Genomic DNA, 19,889 nt, shown 5'->3' on the forward strand with positions numbered 1-19,889 from the left:
GGCGTGCCGCACATCGCTCTCCACTGCCACTTTACGGGGTTGTGCAGACACAAGCGGCCGTAGGAGCGGCTTCAGCCGCGATTCCTCGCCGAGCCGGTCGCGGCTGAAGCCGCTCCTACTTGAAGCCTCTTTCCGCCTTGATCCGCTCGTAGGCCGCGTTGATCTCGCTGGCGCGGGACTCGGCCTGCCTGCGCATCGCCTCGGGCAGGTCGCCGAGGCGGTCGGGGTGGTGTTCGGAAATCAGCTTGCGGTAGGCGCGCTTCACCGCACGGTCGTCGGCGCCGCGTTCGATGCCGAGCACGGTATAGGGATCGGGGCCGCGGGTACTGCGCTGCGGTGGCACGTAGCCGCCACCGCCGTGGCCCTGGCCGCCGCGGCCCCGCGCACCACCCGCGTTCCACGCGTAGCCCTTCATCGCCATCAGCGCCATCAGCTCCATGTCGCTGACGCGCAGGGCGAACGCGAGCTGGCGCAGTATCGCCATCTTCTCCGGCGGCGGGTTGCCCTCGGCGAGCACGGTGTCGATCACCACGTCCAGCACCGGGAACGCGTGGTCGCGGCGCAGGCCGGCCCAGCGGCGCAGCTCGTCGATGGTCGGCGTCACGTCGAATTCCGGCTGCTTGCCGGCATTGAAGCTGGCGATCGCCTGCTGGCGCTGCGCGGCGTCCAGGCCCATGCGCGCCATCATGCGTTCGGCCACGGCGATCTCGGCCTCGGAAACGCGGCCATCGGATTTCGCCACCGCCCCCAGCAGCGCGAACAGCGGCCCGACGAAGCCGCCCGCCTCCGGCGTGGCCTGCCGGCGCTGGCTGTGGCGCAGGTTGTCGAACACGAAGCCGATGATGGCGCCGGTGATCGCACCGGGCAGATGGCCGATCAGCAGGCCGAAGAAGCCGAACCAGAGCGTGTAGGTGAAGCTCATGGCTTGGCCGCCGGGGTCTGCACGCTGTACCAGCGCGCCAGCGCATCCAGTTCGGCCGCGCTGAGCGGGCCGGTCGCGGCGCGCATCGCCGGTGCGTCGCGCCTGCCGTCGCGGTAGTCCTGCAGCGCCTGGCGCAGGTAATCCAGCCGCTGCCCGGCGAGGTTCGGCGCGCCGGGCATCACGGCCATGCCGGTTTCGCCGTGGCAGGCCGCGCACAGGCCCAGCCGCGACGGTTTCGCCACGGCGGGTGACGGCGTCCGGGCCAGGCTTGGCAAGGCGACGGTGAGGCAGAGTGCCGCGGTCAGAATGCGCATCGACGGGAGCTGGGGTCGAAAGCCGCCGATTCTAGCAGCGGTGGGCGACCATGCCCGCCATGCGGCGGAACGCCGTCGATGCCAGCCGCTACAATGGGCATTCCCCATTCCTCCACGGAACCGCCGTCGTGCCCACCACCCTGCCGCAATCGAACCTGCCTGGCCTGGAACTGATCCACCGCGGCAAGGTGCGCGACGTCTACGCGCTGGACGAGCAGCGCCTGCTGATGGTGGCCACCGACCGCCTTTCCGCGTTCGACGTGGTGCTGCCCAACCCGATCCCCGGCAAGGGCGAAATGCTCACCCAGATCTCCAACTTCTGGTTCGGCAAGACCGCCCACCTGATCCCCAACCACCTGCTGGACGTGCCGCTGGCCGACGTGCTGCCGCCCGGCACCGATCCCGCGCTCTACGCGAAACGCGCCGTGGTGACGCGGCGCCTGCAGCCGGTGCCGGTGGAGGCGATCGCGCGTGGCTACCTGATCGGCTCCGGCTGGAAGGACTACCAGAAGACCGGCGCGGTGTGCGGCATCGCACTGCCCGCGGGCCTCAGGCAGGCGCAGCAACTGCCCGAGCCGATCTTCACGCCTTCGACCAAGGCCGCGGTGGGCGACCACGACGAGAACGTCAGCTTCGACGTGATGGTCGACAAGGTGGGCCGCGAGCTGGCGGACAAGGTGCGCGGCGCCACGCTGGCGATCTACCGCTGGGCCGCTGCCTACGCCGCCGAGCGCGGCATCATCCTGGCCGACACCAAGTTCGAGTTCGGCACCGACGCCGACGGCAAGCTGTACGTGATGGACGAGATGCTCACGCCGGACTCCACGCGCTACTGGCCCGCCGACAGCTACCAGGTCGGCATCAGCCCACCCAGCTACGACAAGCAGTTCGTGCGCGACTGGCTGGAGGCGCAGGGCTGGAACAAGACCCCGCCCGGCCCGGCGATCCCCGACGAGGTGATCGCGCGCACCGCCGCCAAGTACGCCGAGGCGCTGGAGCGGCTGGCCGGCATCAAGTTGTCCTGATCGGCCCGTAGGAGCGGCTAGCCCGGCTTGCGACACCCGCCATCGCCGTGCTGCTATTGCATCCCTGAGCCACCTGGGGAACGCATCATGACCACGCAAGCCGCAAACCAGCGCAGCATGCAGGACTGGCTGGACAGCTACAGCAACGACCACCGCAACCCGGTGAACCAGGTCTTCCACTGGTGCTGCGTGCCGCCCATCGTGTGGTCGGTGATCGCGCTGCTGTGGGCCATCCCGGTGCCGCGGGCGTACCTGCGCCCCGGCGCCTGGGCGGTGGCGGTGATGGTGCTGGCGTTCTACTGGTACTGGAAGCGCGCGCGGGGGCTGGCGCTGGCGCTGCTGGTCGCGTTCGCCGTGCTCGGCCTGCTCACCAACTTCCTGTACTGGCGGCTCGGCGCGACGAACCTGTGCTGGCTCGCCGTCGGCGTGTTCGTGGTGGCGTGGATCGGCCAGTTCATCGGCCACAAGTTCGAGGGCCGCAAGCCCAGCTTCCTCACCGACCTCGCCTACCTGCTGATCGGCCCCGCGTGGCTGATGGCCAAGCTGCTGCGCCGGCTCGGCTTCAAGCACGTCGCATGAACACCCTGCTCACCCTTGTCAGTTCCCTGGTGTGGTGGGTGCTCTACGGCAGCATCGGCGCGCTGTTCTGCGCACTGATCGCCTGGTCGGTGCTGCGCTGGACCGAACGCTGCAACGTGGTGTTCAACCGCGTCTACCTCGCCTGCCTGCTGTGGACCCTGCTCGGCATGCTGCTGGTGGTCGGCGTGGCCGCGTATGAAGGCCACCTGCATCCGCCGTTCCGGTCGCTGCTCGCTTCCGGGTTGCTGCGCTGGGCGCTGGTGGGGGACATGCTGGTCGGCGTGGTGCTGGTGTGGCGATTGACGCCGCGGGCGGATGCGCACCGCGTGCGCCCGGGAAGCGCGTGCCTGGCGGTGGCGGCGGTGATGGCGGTGGGGTTTGGGGTGGCGACGACGTTGGTGTGAGAGCGCTGCACTACGATGGGCGAAGCATGCCATGCGACGCCCTTAGTTATGGGGCCGTCCAAAATCGTTTTAGACGATTTTGTCGACTGCGGATGCAGGATGCCGAAGCGATCATCGGCGCAGCCGATGGTCCGGCGGGCGCGGCGCGGGAAGCGCCGAGTAACGGAAGGTTCGAGTCCGGAAAGTCTCCCAGCCATACGCAAAAAGCCCGCCGATCGGCGGGCTTTTTGCGTATGGCTGGGAGACTAGGATTCGAACCTAGATAAACAGAGTCAGAGTCTGTTGTCCTACCATTAGACGATCTCCCAATACTCTTGCGTGTCGGCGCGCTCTGACCTGGAGCGCCGCACGTCGAAGCGCGGTTAGCGCTTCGAGAACTGGGTGGCGCGGCGGGCCTTGTGCAGGCCGACCTTCTTGCGCTCGACCTCGCGGGCGTCGCGGGTCACGAAGCCGGCCTTGCGCAGCGACGACTTCAGGCTTTCGTCGTATTCGATCAGCGCGCGGGCGATGCCGAGGCGGATCGCGCCGGCCTGGCCGGTGATGCCGCCGCCTTCGACGGTGACCTTGATGTCGAACTTGTCGGTGTTCTGGGTCAGTTCGAGCGGCTGGCGCACGATCATGCGCGAGGTCTCGCGACCGAAGAACTGGTCGAGGGTCTTGCCGTTGACTTCGATCGCGCCGGTGCCCTTGCGCAGGAACACGCGGGCGGCGGAGGTCTTGCGGCGGCCGGTGCCGTAATTCTGCTGAATCGCCATGGTTTTACTCTTAGAAAGTGCGGCCATGGATGGCCGCTTTCACGCGCAGGGACTGCGCAATAAAGCCTTAAACTTCCAGCGCCTGCGGCTGCTGCGCGGTATGCGGGTGCTCGGCGCCGCCGTACACCTTGAGCTTGCGATACATCTCGCGGCCCAGCGCGTTCTTCGGCAGCATGCCCTTGACGGCGATCTCGATCACGCGCTCCGGGTGGGTGGCCAGCATGTCCTTCAGACTGGTGGTCTTCAGGTTGCCGACGTAGCCGGTGAAGCGGTGGTACATCTTGTCGTCCAGCTTGGCGCCGGTGACGGCCACCTTCTGCGCGTTGACCACGACGATGTAGTCGCCGGTATCCACGTGCGGGGTGAACTCAGGCTTGTGCTTGCCGCGCAGGCGACGCGCGATTTCGGTCGACAGGCGACCGAGCGTCTTGTTGGTGGCGTCCACCACGAACCAGTCGCGCTTGACGCTTTCTGCCTTGGCGCTGAAAGTTTTCATTTCGAGATACCCGTATGCCGCCAGCGAGGGCGGTTGCACAATAATCGGTGAAGCAAAGGCGCGAGATGATAGCGGAGCCGTCATCGCTGGCGCAAGTCCACCGGCAGGTGGCCTGTGAGCTGGCAATGATAGCATGCGGCGCCCGGCGCTTGCATAGCCCCTGACCTGGCCGCTGCAGCGGCGCCGCCCGATGACTGGAGGACCGCACATGAACGCACGCACGCTCAGCCCGCTGGATCGCCTGCTGGCCGGCATCGAACGTGCGCTGGAAACGGTAGCCGGCGCGCCGGAGGCGAATCGCGCCTCGCCCGCGCACGGCACGGCCCACGTGGAACTGGACGACGCCGAGCGACGCCACGCCGCCGGCCTGATGCGCATCAACCACACCGGCGAGGTCTGCGCGCAGGCGCTGTACGACGGCCAGGCCGCGCTGGCCCGCAACGAGGCCAACCGCGAGCATCTGCTGCACGCGGCGGCCGAGGAAACCGATCATCTGGCCTGGTGCGCCGAACGCCTGAAGGAACTGGACAGCCGCCCCAGCCTGCTCAACCCGTTGTGGTACGCCGGCAGCTACGCGATCGGCGCACTGGCCGCCCTGGTCGGCGACGCGGTGAGCCTGGGTTTCGTGGTGGAGACCGAGCGCCAGGTGGAGGCGCACCTGGCCGAACACCTGGAGCGCCTGCCCGCGCAGGACGAACGTTCGCGCGCGGTGCTGGCGCAGATGCAGTCAGACGAGGTGCGCCACGCGCAGGCCGCGCAGGCGCGCGGCGGCATGGCCCTGCCGTTCCCGATCCCGCAGCTGATGCAGGCCAGCTCGCTGGTGATGAAGACGGTGGCGTACCGGGTCTGAGGCGCGCCAGGCTCAAGCCGGTCTTTCGCGAGCACCCGCCCCTCACCCCAGCCCTCTCCCCGACGGGGAGAGGGGGAAAATCCCGCTTTTCGACGGGGACCATGCGCAAAAGGAAAAAACCCGCCTCTCGGCGGGTTTTTCGTGTCACATCAGGTTGCGCCCGTGGAACAGCTCCTCGATCTCCCGGCGCAGCAACTGCTCGATCTTCTGCCGCTCCTTGAACGAGAGGTCGTCGGCGTGGGCCTCGAACAGGTAGGTGTCGAGGTCGAAGTCCTTGATGTGCATCTTCGTGTGGAAGATGTTTTCCTGGTACACGTTGACGTCGAACATCTCGTACTTCTGGCGGATGTGGCGCGCCAGGTAGTCCTGCACCGAGTTGATCTTGTGGTCGATGAAGTGCTTCTTGCCCTTCACGTCGCGGGTGAAGCCGCGCACGCGGTAGTCGCACACCACGATGTCCGACTCGAAGCTGTCGATCAGGTAGTTCAGCGCCTTCAGCGGGGAGATCACGCCGCAGGTAGCCACGTCGATGTCGGCACGGAAGGTGGCGATGCCGTTGTGCGGGTGCGTCTCGGGATAGGTGTGGACGGTGATGTGGCTCTTGTCCATGTGCGCCACCACCGCGCCCGCGATGGAGTCGCGGCCGAGCTTCTCCACCACCGGCTCCTCGGAGATCAGGATGGTCACCGAGGCGCCCTGCGGGTCGTAGTCCTGGCGGGCCACGTTCAGGATGTTCGCGCCGATGATCTCAGCCACGTCGGTGAGGATCTGGGTGAGGCGGTCGGCGTCGTACTGCTCGTCGATGTACTCGATGTAGCGCTGGCGCTGTTCCTCCGACACCGCGTAGCAGATGTCGTAGATGTTGAAGCTCAAGGCCTTGGTGAGGTTGTTGAACCCCTGCAGGCGCAAACGCGGAAGCGGCTTGACCACGGCGACTCTCCATGACCGGACCACGGTCAGCAGATGAGGCGGGTTAGCACCAAGGGTCCCCGCGGGAATTCGGATGGCGGGGACCCTTGTCTCCTGCGACCCGGCGAACAGCCCGCGGCAACGGCCGCGAACGAAAGACTGCGAAGTATGCGACAAAATTGTGGAAAACTGAACCTGCGTCATTCCATCCGGGTTTGCCATAATGGGGGAATCGGGGAGGGTCAGGGGCCAAGCTCGCGGCAAGCCACCGCGCACTCTTGTGCCAACCCCGCCCGCCACGACCACCTGCCGGACGATGCGCAAGCTTCCACCGCTCGCGCGCGTCCCGCGTGAACCCGCCGCCGGCAACGGCGCGCGACAGACAGCCGATCGGTGCAGCCCGTCAGCCCACGGAAGGCTCGCAGGGCCACAATCCAAGGGGAACCAGATATCGTGGCACTACTCAAATACCAGCTTCAGCAGGCCTTCGAACGCTCCCAGGCGCCGCTCGCCTTCGCGCCGGACCCGGCCTCGATGGAACGCTTCCTCGCGCTCTGCCATCGCCGCCGCTACCCGAGCAAGACCGCGATCATCCGCCCCGGCGACCCGGCCAACACGCTGTATTACGTGATCGACGGCTCGCTCGCGGTATGCACCGAGGACGAGCAGGGCCGCGAGCTGATCCTCGCCTACATCAACCGCGGCCAGTTCATCGGCGAGATGGGCCTGTTCGTGGAACAGTCCCAGCGCGAGTCGGTGGTGCGCACGCGCAGCGTGTGCGAGATGGCCGAGGTCAGCTACGAGCGCCTGTTCCAGCTGATGAAGGGCCCGCTGCAGGAAGAGTGCCCGAAGATCCTGTTCGCGATCGGCTCCCAGCTCACCCACCGCCTGCTGCGCACCTCGCGCCAGGTGAGCCGGATGGCGTTCATGGACGTCACCAACCGCATCTCGCGCACCCTGCTCGACCTGTGCGACGAGCCGGACGCGATGAGCCACCCCGAGGGCACCCAGATCCGCATCTCGCGCCAGGAGGTGAGCCGCATCGTGGGCTGCTCGCGCGAGATGGTGGGCCGCGTGCTCAAGCAACTCGAGGAGCAGGGCATGATCGACGTCTCCGGCAAGACCATCGTGGTGCGCGGCACGCGCTAGAAAGCCGGCCGGTCAGCCGCGTCGCGTCCCGGCCGCATCGGCCGCGGGGTGCCATGGCGTCGGGCCCGGGCGCCCCAGCAGGAAGCCCTGCCCGAATTCGCAGCCCATCGCCAGCAGCGCGTCGCGCTGCGCCGCGGTCTCGATGCCTTCGGCGATCACGCCGATGCCGAGCGTGCGGGCCAGCGCCAGGATCGCCGCCACCACGGTGTTGGCGCCGGCGACGGCGGCAGGATCCAGCTCGCGCACGAATACCTGGTCGATCTTCAGCTTCCCGAGCGGCAGCGAGTGCAGGTAGCTCAGCGAGGAATAGCCGGTGCCGAAATCATCCAGCGCCGCCTGGACGCCCGCGGCGCGCAGGCGCTCCAGGATGGCGCGCACCAGCACCGGATCGTCCAGCAACGCGCCCTCGGTCAGCTCGATCAGCAGTCGCGCGGGCGGCAGCCCGCTGCGTTCGAGCAGCTGCAGCAGCCGCCGATCGAAATCCGCGTGGCGCAGGTGCTGCGGCGAGACATTGACCGTCACGAAACCCGTGCCGGCATCCGGCTGCGCCATGCGCCCGCACACCTGCCCGAACAGTTGCCAGTCGATCGCCTCGAGCTGGCCGCAGTCCTGCGCGATGCGCACGAAGTCGTCGGGCAGCAGCACGCCGCGCCGCGGATGGTTCCAGCGCAGCAATGCCTCGTGGCCGACCACCGCGCCGCTGTCCAGCCGGAAGATCGGCTGGTAATGCGGCGCGAACTCGCCATGCAGCAGGGCATGGCGCAACTCGACCTCCAGCGCCAGTTCATCCACCGCATTCCTGGCCAGTGTCTCGTCGAACATCACGTAGCGGCCACGCCCCAGCTGCTTGGCGCGGTACAGCGCGATGTCGGCGTCGCGCAACAGCGCATCGGCCCGCGTGTGGCGATCGCCGCCGATCGCGATGCCCACGCTGGCGGAAGGCTCCAGTTCACGCCCGCCGATCGACAGCGGCCGGTGCAGCGCCTTCAGCACGCCCTGCGCCATGCGCTCGGCGGCGGCCGGCTCGGCGACGGCGTCCAGCAGGATCGCGAACTCGTCGCCGGCCAGCCGCGCCACCACGTCCGGCGCGCACACGCAGGCCTGCAGGCGGCCAGCGGTCGCCTGCAGGAAGGCATCGCCGGCCAGGTGGCCGAGGCTGTCGTTGATCACCTTGAAGCGATCCACGTCCAGGTACAGCAGCGCACAGGGCGCATCCGACTGCTGCCGCGCCAGCCGTTCGCCCAGCCGCTCGCGCAGGAAGCCGCGGTTGGGCAGGCCGGTGAGCGGGTCGTGCATCACTTCGTGGCGCAGGCGCCGCTGGACCAGCTCGCGCTCGGCGATCTGCTCGCGCAATTCCCGGGTGCGCTCCTCCACCCGGTGTTCCAGCTGCAGGTTGGCCTGCAGCAGTTCGGCGGCGGCGCGGCGGCGGTTGATGCTGTTGGCGATCTGCAGCGCGGCGAACCCCAGCAGCTCCTGGTCGGCGGCATCGAAGCGCATCTCGTCGCCGTATCCCTGCACGGCGACCACGCCGATCACCCGGTCGCCCGCGCGCAAGGGCACGCCGAGCCAGCATGCGGACGGCGTGCCGATGTGGCGCGGCACCACCTCGCCGGCTTCCGCCATGGCGTCCAGTTCGCGCCGGCTGCCCAGCCACGGCCGACCGGTGCGCAGCACGTACGCGGTGATGCTGCGCTCCAGCGGCAGGCTGAATGCGCTCTGCGTGCCGGCATCCACGTAATACGGGAAATCCAGCCGCTGCCGCGGCTCGTCGAGCAGGGCGATGTAGAAATTCGACGCGTCCAGCAGGCTGCCCACCTCGGCGTGCACGTGCCGGTAGAACGCGTCTTCGTCGAGCTCGGCCGTGCCCAGCTCGGCCAGCCGGAACAGCACCGACTGCAGGCGTTCGGCGCGCTGGCGCTCCACCACCTCCTGCTGCAGTTCGCGGTTGGCGGCGGCCAGCTCGCGGGTGCGCCGCAGCACGCGGCGTTCCAGCTCGTCCTTGCTCTGCTTGCGCTCCAGCGCGGTGAGCACGTGCTCGGCGACGAAGCCCAGCACCGCACGATCCTCGTCGGAATAGCCGACGCCGTGGCGATAGCTCTGCACCACCAGCGCGCCATGCGCGCGGCCCTCGCGCAACATCGGCACGCCCAGCCAGTCCACGCTGTCCGGGCCGACCACCTCCAGCGGTTCGCCGATCTGGGCGGCCAGCTGTTCGGCGCTGCCCATCAACGGTTGCCCGTGGATCAGCAGGTGCCAGGTGAGCGAGCCGCGCAGCGCCTCCAGCGGCTCGTCGCGGGTGATGTCGGGGCCCGTGGCATCCACCGTGTCGGCGTAATACAGGAAGCGCAGCGTGCCGCGCTCGGGATCGTGCCGCACGATGTAGAAGTTCTCCGCGTACATGAGGGTGCCGACGATGGCATGGATGCCGCGCAGCAGCTCGGGCATGTCGAGGTCGGCGCCGGCCAGGTCGGAGATCGCGAACAAAGCGCGCTGCAGGTTCTCCGAGCGCTCCAGCTGGCGGTGCGAACCGTGCAGCTCGGCCAGCGCCAGCAGCTGCTGCAGCTGCCGCCCGGCCAAGGCCAGGCAGTGCTCCAGCGCGGCGCCGAGCCGCGGGCCGGCCGCCGCGTCCTCCAGCGCCAGCAGCAGCACGGCAGGCACGTCCGCTGCCAGCCAGATCGCCACTTCGCCGTCGACCGCCGTCGCCGCACCATCCTCGTCGCGCAGCAGCGCCAGCATCCGCGCCCGTGCAGGCGCATCCACGGTGCCGTTCGTGGCGTGGCATTCGCCCCGCTCCAGCCACAGCAGGCGGGCATCCCGGCAGCCCGGGCAGCCACGGGCCAGCTCCACCACCAGTTCGCCCACCGCCTGCGGCGTGGACGCGTGGATCAGCCGCTCCAGCCAAGCCAGCTGGTCGGCCTCGCCCGGAATCGTGACATGCGGCCCGCAGAGCTGATTCATGTGCCGATGGCTCCCCCGCAGGGATGGTAGCGCGGCGCCATGGCGACGCCCAGCGTCCACCCGGCCGCGACCCGCCCGCTAGAATGACCGGCCCGCCCCGGACGCCCGCATGCTCGCCGACACCACCAAGGACGCCATCCGCGCCGCCTACACGCGCCTGAAAGACGGCCTGCCCGGCTTCCGTCCCCGCGCCTCGCAGGGAAAGATGATCGCCGAGGTGGCCAAGGCGCTGGCCAGCGCGGGTGGCGTGGCCGCGATCGAGGCGCCCACCGGCACCGGCAAGTCCATGGCCTACCTGATCGCCGGCCACGAGGTGGCGCGCGCGCAGAAGAAGAAACTGCTGATCGCCACCGCCACCGTGGCGTTGCAGGAGCAGCTGGTGGAGCGCGACATCCCGCTCTACCTGCAGCTCTCCGGCCACGCGGCCAAGGTGGCGCTGGCCAAGGGCCGTGGCCGCTACCTCTGCCCGCGCAACCTGGCGATGGCGCGCAACAGCCTCGCCGGCCCGGCGCAAGCGGGCTTCGGCTTCGATGCCGACCTCGCGCTGTGGAGCAAGCCGCCCGCGGAGCGCGACAAGCAGGCCTTGTCGAAACTCGCGCAGGCCTTCGACGAGGGCAAATGGAACGGCGACATGGACGCCGCGCCCGAACCCGTGGGCGAGCTGCTGCGCCCCATGCTCACCACCAGCGCCGGCGGCTGCACCAACCGCAAGTGCGGCCAGTTCATGATCTGCCCGTTCTTCGCCGCGCGCCGCGCGGTGGACGACGCCGACATCATCGTGGCCAACCAGGACCTGGTGCTGGCCGACCTCACCATGCCGGGCGAGGACGACAACTGGGGCGGCGTGATCCTGCCGCGCCCGGACGAGACGCTGTACGTGTTCGACGAGGCCCACCACATCCCCGGCAAGGCCATCGACCGCGGCGCCTCCGACGTGCACATGGCCGTCAGCGTGCGCCAGCTGAGCCGGCTCGGCCGCCAGGTGCACGCGGCGTATTCGCTCACCGACAAGGAAAACCTCGGCAAGCTCACGCTGGACGCCGGCGATGCGAAGCTGCAGGAACTCAGCGACGCGCTGGAAGCGCTGGAGAAGGAAATCCGCCTCGGCTGGCTGCCCGATCCCGCCGAAACCGAGCCGATGTACCGCGGCTCGCTGGGCCGCCTGCCCGAGGCCTGGGTCGAGCACGCGCGCCTGCTCAGCCTGCAGACCGCCGACGTGCAGCGCTGGCTCGCCGCCGTGCGCCGCGCCGTGGTGGAGATGACCGACGGCGGCCCCACCCAGGAAGCCTTGTCGCGCGAACTCGGCATCGCCCTGGAACGCATCGGCAAGCAGGCGGCCTGCTGGCACGCATGGGCCACGGAAGACCCCGACCAGGCGCCGCCGCTGGCGCGCTGGGTCACGCTGACCGGCGACCAGCAACTGGTCTGCCATGCCTCGGCCGTGTCCGCCGCCGGCCTGCTGCGCAACGTGCTGTGGGGCAACGCCAGCGGCGTGGTGCTGACCTCGGCCACCTTGAGCGCGGGCGGCAATTTCCGCGGCTACGCCGACGCGACAGGACTGCCCGACGACGCGGTGACGCTGAGCCTGCCCTCGCCGTTCGACCTGGCCGCGCAGGCACAGCTGGAAGTGCCTGCGATAGCCGCGCTGCCCGACGCGCGCGAAGAGCACGCCCAGGCGATCAGCGACTGGCTGGCCGAACACCTCGACTGGGACGCCGGCAACCTCGTGCTGTTCACCTCGCGCGCCAAGCTCGACCGCGTGCTGCAGCGCCTGCCGATCGACAAGGTGCGCAAGGTGCGCGCGCAGGGCTCGCTGGGCAAGACGCAGCTGATCGCCGAGCACGTCGTCGCCGTGGAGGCCGGCAAGGGCAGCACGCTGTTCGGCCTCGCCAGCTTCGGCGAAGGCCTCGACCTCCCCGGCAAGCTGTGCGAAACCGTGGTCATCACGCAATTGCCGTTCGCCGTGCCCACCGACCCGGTGGGTGCCACCTACGCCGAATGGCTGGAATCGCGCGGCCGCAACCCCTTCATCGAGGTGAGCATCCCCGAAGCCACGCGCCTGCTCACCCAGTACTGCGGCCGCCTGATCCGCAACGAGAACGATACCGGCCGCATCGTGCTGCTGGATCGCCGCGTGGTCACCAAGCGTTACGGCGCCGGGATGCTGCGGGCGTTGCCGCCGTTCCGGCGGGTGATCGAGCGCGGCGCATGAGCATCCTCCGCCTCGCCGACTGCCCGGCCAGGCCGTGGAAGAACGGCCTCGGCCACACCCGCGAGATGGCCGTCCATCCCCCCGGCGCGGGCATGGACGATTTCCTGTGGCGGGTGAGCATCGCCGAGGTGGAGGGTGCCGCGCCGTTCTCCGCGTTTCGGGGCATCGACCGCGTCATCGCGCTGCTCGAAGGCGACGGCTTCACGATGGCGCTGGACGACGGCCGCATCCACGCGCTGACCACGCCGTGCATGCCGTTCGCGTTTCCCGGCGAGGCCGGCGTGGACGTGGCGCTGGCCGGCGGCCCCAGCCGCGACTTCAACCTGATGCTGCGGCGCGGCCGCGTGCGCGGCGGCATCGAGGCCTGGCGCACGGCGGGCCCGCGGCAAGCCGGCGCCACCCTCACGCTGGTGTACTGCGCGAGCGGGCACATCGACACCGGCGAAGGCGTACTGCAGGCAGGCGACGCGTGGCGACCCGGCAGTGGGGCGCTCAGCCTGCACGAGGATTCGCTGGCCCTGGCCGTGCACATCGAGCCTGTCGCCTGACGGCTTGCGCCCGTGGCATCGGGCCGGGCTGCCTATACTCTGCCGCACTGCCCCCGGAGTCGCCTGCCATGCCTGTGCTGATCCTCGGTCTCGTGCTGTTCCTCGGCGCGCATTCGCTGCGCATCTTCGCCGACGGCTGGCGCAAGCGGCAGATCGCGCGGCTCGGCGAGAAGCAGTGGAAAGGCCTGTACTCGCTGGTGGCGATCATCGGCTTCGTGCTGACCTGCTGGGGCTTCGCGCTGGCGCGGCATCATGCGGTGCTGCTGTACGTGCCGCTGCCATGGCTGGTGCGGCTCAATGCGTTGTTCACCCTGGTGGCCTTCGTGCTGCTCGTCGCGGCGCGGGTGCCACGCAACGGCATCAAGGCGCGCCTGCATCATCCGCAGGTGCTGGCGGTGAAGACCTGGGCATTCGGCCACCTGCTCGCCACCGGCATGCTGCACGACGTGGTGCTGTTCGGCGCCTTCCTGCTGTGGGCCGTGCTGCTGTTCGCCGCCTCGCGCCGGCGCGACCGCCGCGAGGGCACGGTCTATCCACCCGGCACGCCCAAGGACACGATCATCACCGTCGTGATCGGCGTGGTGGCCTGGGCGGTTTTCGCGTTCTGGCTGCATGCGCTGCTGATCGGCGTGAAGCCGGTGATGTAGGCCATCGATCCCGCTGTGCCGAAAGCCACCTGCGCGGCGCCTCCGGATCGCGCTAGAGTGCAGCCACCCGTCCCACCCGTGAGGTCTGCCATGGCCGCCTTCCTGCTCTGGCTGTTGCTGCTGGTGTTCTGCTGGCCGTTCGCGCTGCTGGCGCTGGTGCTCTACCCCATCGTGTGGCTGATCTGCCTGCCGCTGCGACTGATCGGCATCACCGTGGGCGCGGCATTCGCCTTCCTCGGCGCGCTGCTGATGCTGCCTGCGCGCGTGCTGCGCGGCCGCCCGGCCTGACGGCAGGGGCGTGGACAAGCCCCACGCCCCCTCCTGCGAGCGCAACCGCGAACCGATCCTCGAGGTGTTGCGCCGGCACTTTGCCGATCGGCGGCGCGTGCTGGAGATCGGCAGCGGCAGCGGTCAGCACGCCGTGCATTTCGCCGCCACGCTGACCTGGCTGGACTGGCAATGTTCGGACCGCGCGGAGAACCTGCCCGGCATCCGCGCCTGGCTGGACGAGGCGGCGCTGCCGAACACGCCGCCGCCATTGGAACTCGATGTCGGCGGACCATGGCCGCGTGGCCCGTACGACGGGTTGTTCAGCGCCAATACCCTGCACATCATGGCCTGGCGCGAGGTGGAGGCACTGTTCGCACGGCTGCCGGCCGTCATACCGACGACGCGCGGCTGGCGATCTACGGTCCGTTCAACCACGGCGGCCACTACACCAGCGACAGCAATGCCGCGTTCGACCAGTGGCTCAAGGCACGCGGCGCGCACATGGGCATCCGTGACGCCGAAGCGGTGGACGCACTGGCCGCGGCGGCCGGCTTCGCGCTGGTCGACGACGTGGCGATGCCGGCGAACAACCGCTGCCGCGTCTGGCAGCGCATCCGGCGCTGAGCCCTGCACGCCGCCGCCGAAGCGGGTACAAAGGCGGCATGAAGGCGATCGACACGCTCACTCCCTGCCCTTGCGGCAACCCCACCGGCTACGCCGCCTGCTGCGGCCCGCTGCACGACGGCAACGCGGTGGCCGCCAGTGCCGCGCAACTGATGCGCTCGCGCTACAGCGCCTACGTGCTGAAGCGCGAGGACTACCTGCTGGCCACCTGGCACGCCGACACCCGCCCCGCCTCGCTGCGGCTGGCCGCGCAACGACCCGCGCCGACGTGGCTGGGCCTGGAGGTGGGCAGCGAGCAGCGCATCGACGACGGGCACGCCACGGTGGAATTCGTGGCCCGCTACCGCCTCGGCGGCGGCCGCGCCCAGCGCCAGCACGAGGTCAGCCGCTTCGTGCGCGAGGCGGGGCGCTGGTATTACGTGGACGGGGAGCTGTTGTAGGCGTGCTCCGTATCCCAAGAGGCTAGAACCCCTGCACGCCGGCCGCGTGCAACTGCACCGCCAGCGCACGCACATCGGGATGCGCGAAGAAGGCCGCGAGCTGCCGTGCGCGTGACGCGCTGGCGCCGTGCCCGCGCCAATCGTCCTCGTCCAGCGCGGCCAGCGTGGCCCAGTCCCGTCCTGCCTCCGTCACGCCGTCGGGCGCGCCCAGGGCGTGCAACCAGGCATCGAACGGCTGCCCGCGCGCTTCGGCAAACGCTTGCGCCAGGACGGCGGCCCGGCCCTCGTCGACCTCCGGCAGCGCGACGAGTTGCGCAGGCGCAAGCCGCAACCAGTCCAGCAAGCCATGGATCAGCCCGGCCTCCGTCAGCGCCTGCCACGTGCCCGCATTGACTCCGCGCAACCGCAGACCCTGCCTGCCGCCCAGCCAGGCGAGCCGCGACTGGAATTGCGCCTCGCAGCCGGGCGTGGCCTGCCAGCAGGTGAGCGGGCCGTGGTCCGCGGGGTCCGGCACATCCACCGCCACCCGTTGCGCCGCGCGCCACACCACCGATTGCAGGCGCGGGATGGTCAACCCCGCCAGCACAAGTTCCACCCGGTCGCCGGGGCGGATGTCGAGCTCGCGCCAGCGTGCGAGCGAACCCACGCTGACACGCTGCACGCGGTGGTCGTCGAGCTGCACCGGTGCGAGCTCCAGCACCGGCGTGATGCGCCCGCTGCGGCCCACGGTGAAGTTCACCGCGCGCACCTCGGCCAGCGCGGTGGCGGCGGGATATTTCCACGCCACCGCCCAATCCGGCGGGCTGGCTTTCCACGTGTCGGCAGGCGGGCGATGGCCCTGGCGCAACACCGTGCCGTCGGCGGCGAACGGCAGCGCGTGGCGATACCACTGCTCGCGCCAGCGCCGCACTTCGTCGATGCCGGACACCGGCCGGGTGAGTGCCGCGCTGTCGGTGAAGCCCATCGCGCGCAGGCCGGCGAGCCGCGCCGGCATGTCGGCCGGCCCGCTGGGCCAGTCCCACACGAACAGGCCGATCTTCGCGGCGGTGGCGGCGTCCAGCGTGTTGCGCGCCAGCGCGCCGGCCACCGCCGAACGCGCGTTGACGCCGCCGGCCTCGGCCTGCACGTGGCCGGGCAGGCGCCACACCAGTTCGCCCTGCAGCACCACGCGTGCCGACGCGTTCGGCAGGCGCTTGGGGATCGCATCGATGGCCTGCGCCAGCGCCGTCCAGTCCGAACCATGCAGGCCATCGCCGCGACTGCTGGCCTGCCGCAAATGGCCGTCCAGATACAACAGCGTCACCGCCACGCCATCGGCCTTGGGCTGCACCCACAGGTCGCGGTTGCCGCGTGCCCGCATCCACGCCTCGACCGCCTCCCCATCGGGCAGCTTGGCCAGGCCGGTCTGCGCCACCGGCGCCAGCACCCGGCCACCGGCGTCGGCCAGGTGCGCCAACGGGGCCGGCGCCTGCGCGGGGAAGCATCGCCGCCACGCCGCGAGCTGCTGCTCGGCCTGGTCGTACACGGCATCGCTCACCGGCGAAGCGCCTTCCACGCGGTAGGCGTGGTTCCAGCCATCCAGTCGTTCGCGCAGCGCGGCCAGTTCCCGGCGTGCACGTTCCGGCGACCAGTCGGGGCAATCGTCCGCGCGGGCCACACCCAGGGACGGCACGACCAGGATCAGCAACAGGCAGACGATGCGCATGCGTGCGCTCCAACGTGGCAGGAGCAACGACGCTAGCCGAGGCATCCCGCGCGATCAGGCGGCGAACCACGCCACGCGCCGTAGGCGCAGCGCCTCAGTCCGTGGCGGCGCGTGCGCCGATGGCCAACCGGCTCTCGCCGAGAAAGCGGCCTTCCGGGCCGAAGCGGCGTTCGACGATCACGCCGCCGTCATCGCGACCGATCGCCACCACCGTGCAGGCGCGCGTGCCGTAATGCCCGCCGCGGATGAAGGCGCTGGACAACTGGCGTTCGCGCTCCAGGCCCACGCCGGTATCGGGCAGCTCCGCGTCGGGCGCCTGCCGCTCGTCGGCGAGCGCGGCGAACAGCGGCGCGAAATCCTCGTCGTGGCCGGCGGCCAGCCAGGTTTCCAGTTGCGCCAGCAACGCGCGCGTCTTCGGCCACGGCGTGTTGAAGTCCGCATTCGACAGGCCATGCACGCCGGGCGTCACCGCCTGCGCGCGGGGCTCGGGCCGGTTGCCGAGGTAGAACGCCGACTGCGCATCGAAGGTGAGCAGGTTGAATGGGCGATAGCCCGCCGCCGTCGCCAGCAGGGCCTGCGCATGCGCCGTGGCGTCGTCGGCGCCAACGAGGTAGTCGGTGGCCAGCAGGCCGCGCGACGCGCCGTGCTGCGGATCGCGCGGGTCGCGTACGTTGGTGACCACGCAGCAACGCCCCGCGTCGGTGACGCCCAGCCAGGTGCCGCCGGCTTCGAGGTCGCGTCCGGCGATGATGGGCAGGCCGCTCCAGCGCGCCAGTCCCGCGCTGGGCCGCGCATGGAACTCGTCGCGGTTGCCCGCCAGCACCAGGCGCCAGCGCGGGTGGGCCTGCCAGGCGAAGGCGATCAGGCACATGGACGGCTCCGTGGGAATCGATCCGCAAGCATAGCCCTGCCGGCAACCACGGCATTACGGCCCTTGCCGCAACTCTGCATTCGCCTTGCGCACCGCCTCGACGAAGCCGCGGAACGGGATGTCGGTGATGCCGACCAAACCGAAGTGCGAGTTCTCGCCATCGAGCAGGCGCCCGCTCACCGGCTCGTCCACGTATTCGAACCAGTGCGTGCCCACGATGTCGGGATCGCCCGCCGCGGCCTGCAGGTAGCGCGCATAGGCCGCTCCGCGTTGCGCCTCGCTGTCCACCGACACCACGCCCTTGCCGAACGGGCCGCGGTCGTCGGAGCCAAAGTGGAATTCGGAAATGATCACGGGCTTGTCGAGCTTGCGCATGGCCGCCGCGTCGAAGCCGTGTTGCGGCAGGTCGGCGTAGACGTTGAAGCTCACCACGTCGCAGTACCTGGCGCAGACCGCGATGGCCTCCGGCGTGCTGACCGCGAAGCGGCTGCCGAGGTAGAGGTGGTGCGGGTCGTGGCGATGGATCGCCGCGGCCACGATGCGGAAGTATTGCTCGGCGTAGCGGGTCAGCCACACGCTGTAGTCGTCGGCGATGGCGGGATGCGCCTCGTCCGGCTCGGGCGCGGGGAAGTTGGCGGCGTCCAGCGCATCCCACGAGGCCAGCGCGACGCCCCAGGCCGCCGCCAGCTTGTCCGGCGTGCCGTACTTTTCCTTCAGGTCGGCGATGAAGGCCTGCTTGGCCGCGCTGCGCGCCTCGCCGTGCAGCGTGCCGACGGCCAGCGCCCAGCGGCCGTCCGGGCCGGGCGCGGTCCACGACAATTCGTTGTCGGCGAAATAGCCCAGCAGCCACGGATCGTCGCGCACGCCCAGTGTGACTTGCGCCGCCGCCGCATCCGCCGCCCGCGCGAAACGCGGGTCGAACGGATCGGGCATGCGCCCCCACCAGTCGTAGCCGGTGGCGACGTTGCCGAAGGCGCCGCGGATGTCCAGCGAACGCGTGTACGGCAGCTGGTGCATCGCGCCCAGCGCGGGATCGCTCCAGTTGGCGATGGTGTTGAAGCCCCACGCCCGCAGCCGCGCCAGCGTGCGCGTGCGCCACGCGGCCAGCCAGTCCTTGCCGTCTACGCGGTACAGGTTGGCGCCGTAGAAGTCGAACCACGACCCGTGGTCGCAGCAGCGGCCGGCACCGGCGCCCTGCTGCGCGTTGCGGTTGTCGCCCGTGCCGTGGAACGCGGCCCACGGGCCGCTGTCCGGCGGCAGGTCGCGGAACATGGACCCGCGCCCCTGCACGTAGGTGCGGGTGTCGTCGGCCTTCACGGTGTCGACGCCCAGCGAGAAGAAGCCGTGGCCATCCGGCGTGACCAGCCACCAGCGCCCGTTCGCCTTCTGCGTGTGGAACCATCCGGTCGCCTGCAGGCGGACGCCCCCGTTCCCGCCGTAGCGATCCGTGCCTGCGGCGGGCGCGGCGGGCGGCGCCTGCTTCACGGCCGCGCGCAGCGCGGCATCGTCGGCGATCTTCTCCGGCCAGTTTTCGCGCGTGTACTGGCCGTAGCGATCCACGATGGCGGTGTAGGCATCATGCAGCGCAGCCTCGCCCGGCACCACCTCGAACCGGCCGAGCAGGATGGCTTGCGCCGCCTGCGGCGCGGGCATGGAGAGCCGCACGTCGCGCACGCCGGACCGATCCAGCGCTCCCGCCACCGTGGTCGCCACCAGCACGCGCCGGCCGTTGTCGTCGAATGGCCGCGCCGGCCCCGCCTGCATGCCGAAGGCCAGCGGCGATGCGGCGTGCAACGGCACCACCAGGGTCTGCGCGGGGCCGGCCGGCAGGCCTACCACCGCGTGCAGGTGCGATGCCGCATCCGCGCCGTCGATGTCGATCACCAGGGTCAGCGCCCACGGCATCGCGTTCTGCACGCGCAGGCGCAGCTCGCCTCGTCCCTGCCAGTTCCATGCACCTTGCGCGGGCGTCACCACGATCTGCGGTCGCGCGGCGGGCAGGAAGGTGTAGCGCCGCTGCTGCACGCCGTCCTGCGCGGTTTCCGTCGCCGCGGCGCGCTCGACATGTTGCAGCTCGACGTGCGATGGCGATGCCGTCAGGTCGGCCACTTCGGTCGCCGTCGCGCGCGGGGCGAACAGGGCGACAACCACGAGTAACCAGGCTCGTTTCATGACACGCATCCTCCAACCGTTCGCGCCGGGCGCGGCTTG

Annotated in this window: 19 protein-coding genes, 1 tRNA gene and 1 pseudogene; 11 read left to right on the forward strand and 10 right to left on the reverse strand. The window is 70.1% G+C overall.

What is annotated here, in order from left to right:
- Window positions 1–115: 115 nt before the first annotated feature.
- A complete protein-coding gene (gene djlA, locus ABQJ56_RS00005) occupies window positions 116–922 on the reverse strand; it encodes a co-chaperone DjlA (RefSeq protein ID WP_367842933.1) in 807 nt (268 codons plus the stop codon).
- The gene (locus tag ABQJ56_RS00010) at window positions 919–1,236 is read right to left on the reverse strand and encodes a c-type cytochrome (protein ID WP_367842934.1); all 318 of its coding nucleotides are present in this window, start codon (window positions 1,234–1,236) and stop codon (window positions 919–921) included. Before ABQJ56_RS00010 ends, djlA begins: the two co-directional genes overlap by 4 nt.
- Window positions 1,237–1,364: 128 nt before the next feature.
- On the opposite strand from ABQJ56_RS00010, the gene ABQJ56_RS00015 reads away from it, so the two are divergent.
- The 3 genes from ABQJ56_RS00015 (at window position 1,365) to ABQJ56_RS00025 (ending at window position 3,244) form a co-directional block, all read left to right on the forward strand.
- Window positions 1,365–2,261 carry a phosphoribosylaminoimidazolesuccinocarboxamide synthase gene (locus ABQJ56_RS00015; protein ID WP_367842935.1) on the forward strand — a complete coding sequence of 299 codons (897 nt, stop codon included), beginning with the start codon at window positions 1,365–1,367 and terminating at the stop codon, window positions 2,259–2,261.
- 87 nt (window positions 2,262–2,348) lie between these two features.
- Entirely contained in the window at window positions 2,349–2,840 is a 492-nt protein-coding gene (locus ABQJ56_RS00020) for an Mpo1 family 2-hydroxy fatty acid dioxygenase (protein ID WP_367842936.1), read from the forward strand.
- Window positions 2,837–3,244, forward strand: coding sequence for a hypothetical protein (locus ABQJ56_RS00025; RefSeq protein ID WP_367842937.1), 408 nt, complete (start codon window positions 2,837–2,839; stop codon window positions 3,242–3,244). The genes ABQJ56_RS00020 and ABQJ56_RS00025 overlap by 4 nt, the downstream gene beginning before the upstream one ends.
- A 234-nt stretch (window positions 3,245–3,478) precedes the next feature.
- On the opposite strand, the gene ABQJ56_RS00030 is transcribed toward ABQJ56_RS00025, so the two are convergent.
- The 3 genes from ABQJ56_RS00030 to rplM all read right to left on the reverse strand — a co-directional run bounded on the left by ABQJ56_RS00030 (window position 3,479) and on the right by rplM (window position 4,495).
- Window positions 3,479–3,552: transfer RNA gene (locus tag ABQJ56_RS00030), tRNA-Gln, on the reverse strand.
- Window positions 3,553–3,606: 54 nt separating this feature from the next.
- Entirely contained in the window at window positions 3,607–3,999 is a 393-nt protein-coding gene (gene rpsI, locus ABQJ56_RS00035; protein ID WP_077484758.1) for a 30S ribosomal protein S9, read from the reverse strand.
- Window positions 4,000–4,066: 67 nt separating this feature from the next.
- Window positions 4,067–4,495 (reverse strand): 50S ribosomal protein L13, encoded by a 429-nt coding sequence (gene rplM / locus ABQJ56_RS00040; protein ID WP_192107329.1) that lies wholly within the window; start codon window positions 4,493–4,495, stop codon window positions 4,067–4,069.
- A gap of 208 nt (window positions 4,496–4,703) precedes the next feature.
- On the opposite strand from rplM, the gene coq7 reads away from it, so the two are divergent.
- A complete protein-coding gene (gene coq7, locus ABQJ56_RS00045; RefSeq protein ID WP_367842938.1) occupies window positions 4,704–5,345 on the forward strand; it encodes a 2-polyprenyl-3-methyl-6-methoxy-1,4-benzoquinone monooxygenase in 642 nt (213 codons plus the stop codon).
- Window positions 5,346–5,489: 144 nt separating this feature from the next.
- On the opposite strand, the gene speD is transcribed toward coq7, so the two are convergent.
- A complete protein-coding gene (speD, locus tag ABQJ56_RS00050; RefSeq protein ID WP_367842939.1) occupies window positions 5,490–6,275 on the reverse strand; it encodes an adenosylmethionine decarboxylase in 786 nt (261 codons plus the stop codon).
- Between the two features lie 432 nt (window positions 6,276–6,707).
- Here speD and crp point away from each other — a divergent pair, with 432 nt between their 5' ends.
- The gene (crp, locus tag ABQJ56_RS00055; RefSeq protein WP_367842940.1) at window positions 6,708–7,403 is read left to right on the forward strand and encodes a cAMP-activated global transcriptional regulator CRP; all 696 of its coding nucleotides are present in this window, start codon (window positions 6,708–6,710) and stop codon (window positions 7,401–7,403) included.
- A 12-nt stretch (window positions 7,404–7,415) separates the two neighbouring features.
- Here crp and ABQJ56_RS00060 read toward each other — a convergent pair whose 3' ends face one another.
- The gene (locus tag ABQJ56_RS00060) at window positions 7,416–10,361 is read right to left on the reverse strand and encodes a bifunctional diguanylate cyclase/phosphodiesterase (RefSeq protein ID WP_367842941.1); all 2,946 of its coding nucleotides are present in this window, start codon (window positions 10,359–10,361) and stop codon (window positions 7,416–7,418) included.
- A 109-nt stretch (window positions 10,362–10,470) separates the two neighbouring features.
- Here ABQJ56_RS00060 and dinG point away from each other — a divergent pair, with 109 nt between their 5' ends.
- The 6 genes and pseudogenes from dinG (at window position 10,471) to ABQJ56_RS00090 (ending at window position 15,102) form a co-directional block, all read left to right on the forward strand.
- Complete coding sequence (gene dinG / locus ABQJ56_RS00065; protein ID WP_367842942.1) at window positions 10,471–12,573, forward strand: ATP-dependent DNA helicase DinG; 2,103 nt, start codon at window positions 10,471–10,473, stop codon at window positions 12,571–12,573.
- Window positions 12,570–13,121: a HutD/Ves family protein gene (locus ABQJ56_RS00070; RefSeq protein WP_367842943.1), complete on the forward strand. Its 552-nt coding sequence runs from the start codon at window positions 12,570–12,572 to the stop codon at window positions 13,119–13,121. The genes dinG and ABQJ56_RS00070 overlap by 4 nt, the downstream gene beginning before the upstream one ends.
- Before the next feature lie 68 nt (window positions 13,122–13,189).
- Window positions 13,190–13,768: an NnrU family protein gene (locus ABQJ56_RS00075; RefSeq protein WP_367842944.1), complete on the forward strand. Its 579-nt coding sequence runs from the start codon at window positions 13,190–13,192 to the stop codon at window positions 13,766–13,768.
- Window positions 13,769–13,858: 90 nt separating this feature from the next.
- Complete coding sequence (locus ABQJ56_RS00080; RefSeq protein ID WP_367842945.1) at window positions 13,859–14,056, forward strand: hypothetical protein; 198 nt, start codon at window positions 13,859–13,861, stop codon at window positions 14,054–14,056.
- Between the two features lie 10 nt (window positions 14,057–14,066).
- Window positions 14,067–14,662: pseudogene (locus ABQJ56_RS00085) on the forward strand (DUF938 domain-containing protein).
- A 38-nt stretch (window positions 14,663–14,700) separates the two neighbouring features.
- A complete protein-coding gene (locus ABQJ56_RS00090) occupies window positions 14,701–15,102 on the forward strand; it encodes a YchJ family protein (protein WP_367842946.1) in 402 nt (133 codons plus the stop codon).
- A 22-nt stretch (window positions 15,103–15,124) separates the two neighbouring features.
- Here the strand turns inward: ABQJ56_RS00090 and ligB are convergent, their stop codons facing one another.
- The 3 genes from ligB to ABQJ56_RS00105 form a co-directional block, all read right to left on the reverse strand.
- Window positions 15,125–16,807, reverse strand: coding sequence for an NAD-dependent DNA ligase LigB (gene ligB / locus ABQJ56_RS00095; RefSeq protein ID WP_367842947.1), 1,683 nt, complete (start codon window positions 16,805–16,807; stop codon window positions 15,125–15,127).
- A gap of 94 nt (window positions 16,808–16,901) precedes the next feature.
- On the reverse strand, window positions 16,902–17,678 hold the full coding sequence (locus ABQJ56_RS00100) for an NRDE family protein (protein ID WP_367842948.1): 777 nt from the start codon (window positions 17,676–17,678) through the stop codon (window positions 16,902–16,904).
- A 54-nt stretch (window positions 17,679–17,732) separates the two neighbouring features.
- Complete coding sequence (locus ABQJ56_RS00105; RefSeq protein ID WP_367842949.1) at window positions 17,733–19,850, reverse strand: beta-galactosidase; 2,118 nt, start codon at window positions 19,848–19,850, stop codon at window positions 17,733–17,735.
- Window positions 19,851–19,889 lie beyond the last annotated feature (39 nt).

The sequence above is a fragment of the Rhodanobacter geophilus genome, assembly GCF_040812275.1.
Lineage (GTDB): Bacteria > Pseudomonadota > Gammaproteobacteria > Xanthomonadales > Rhodanobacteraceae > Rhodanobacter_A > Rhodanobacter_A geophilus.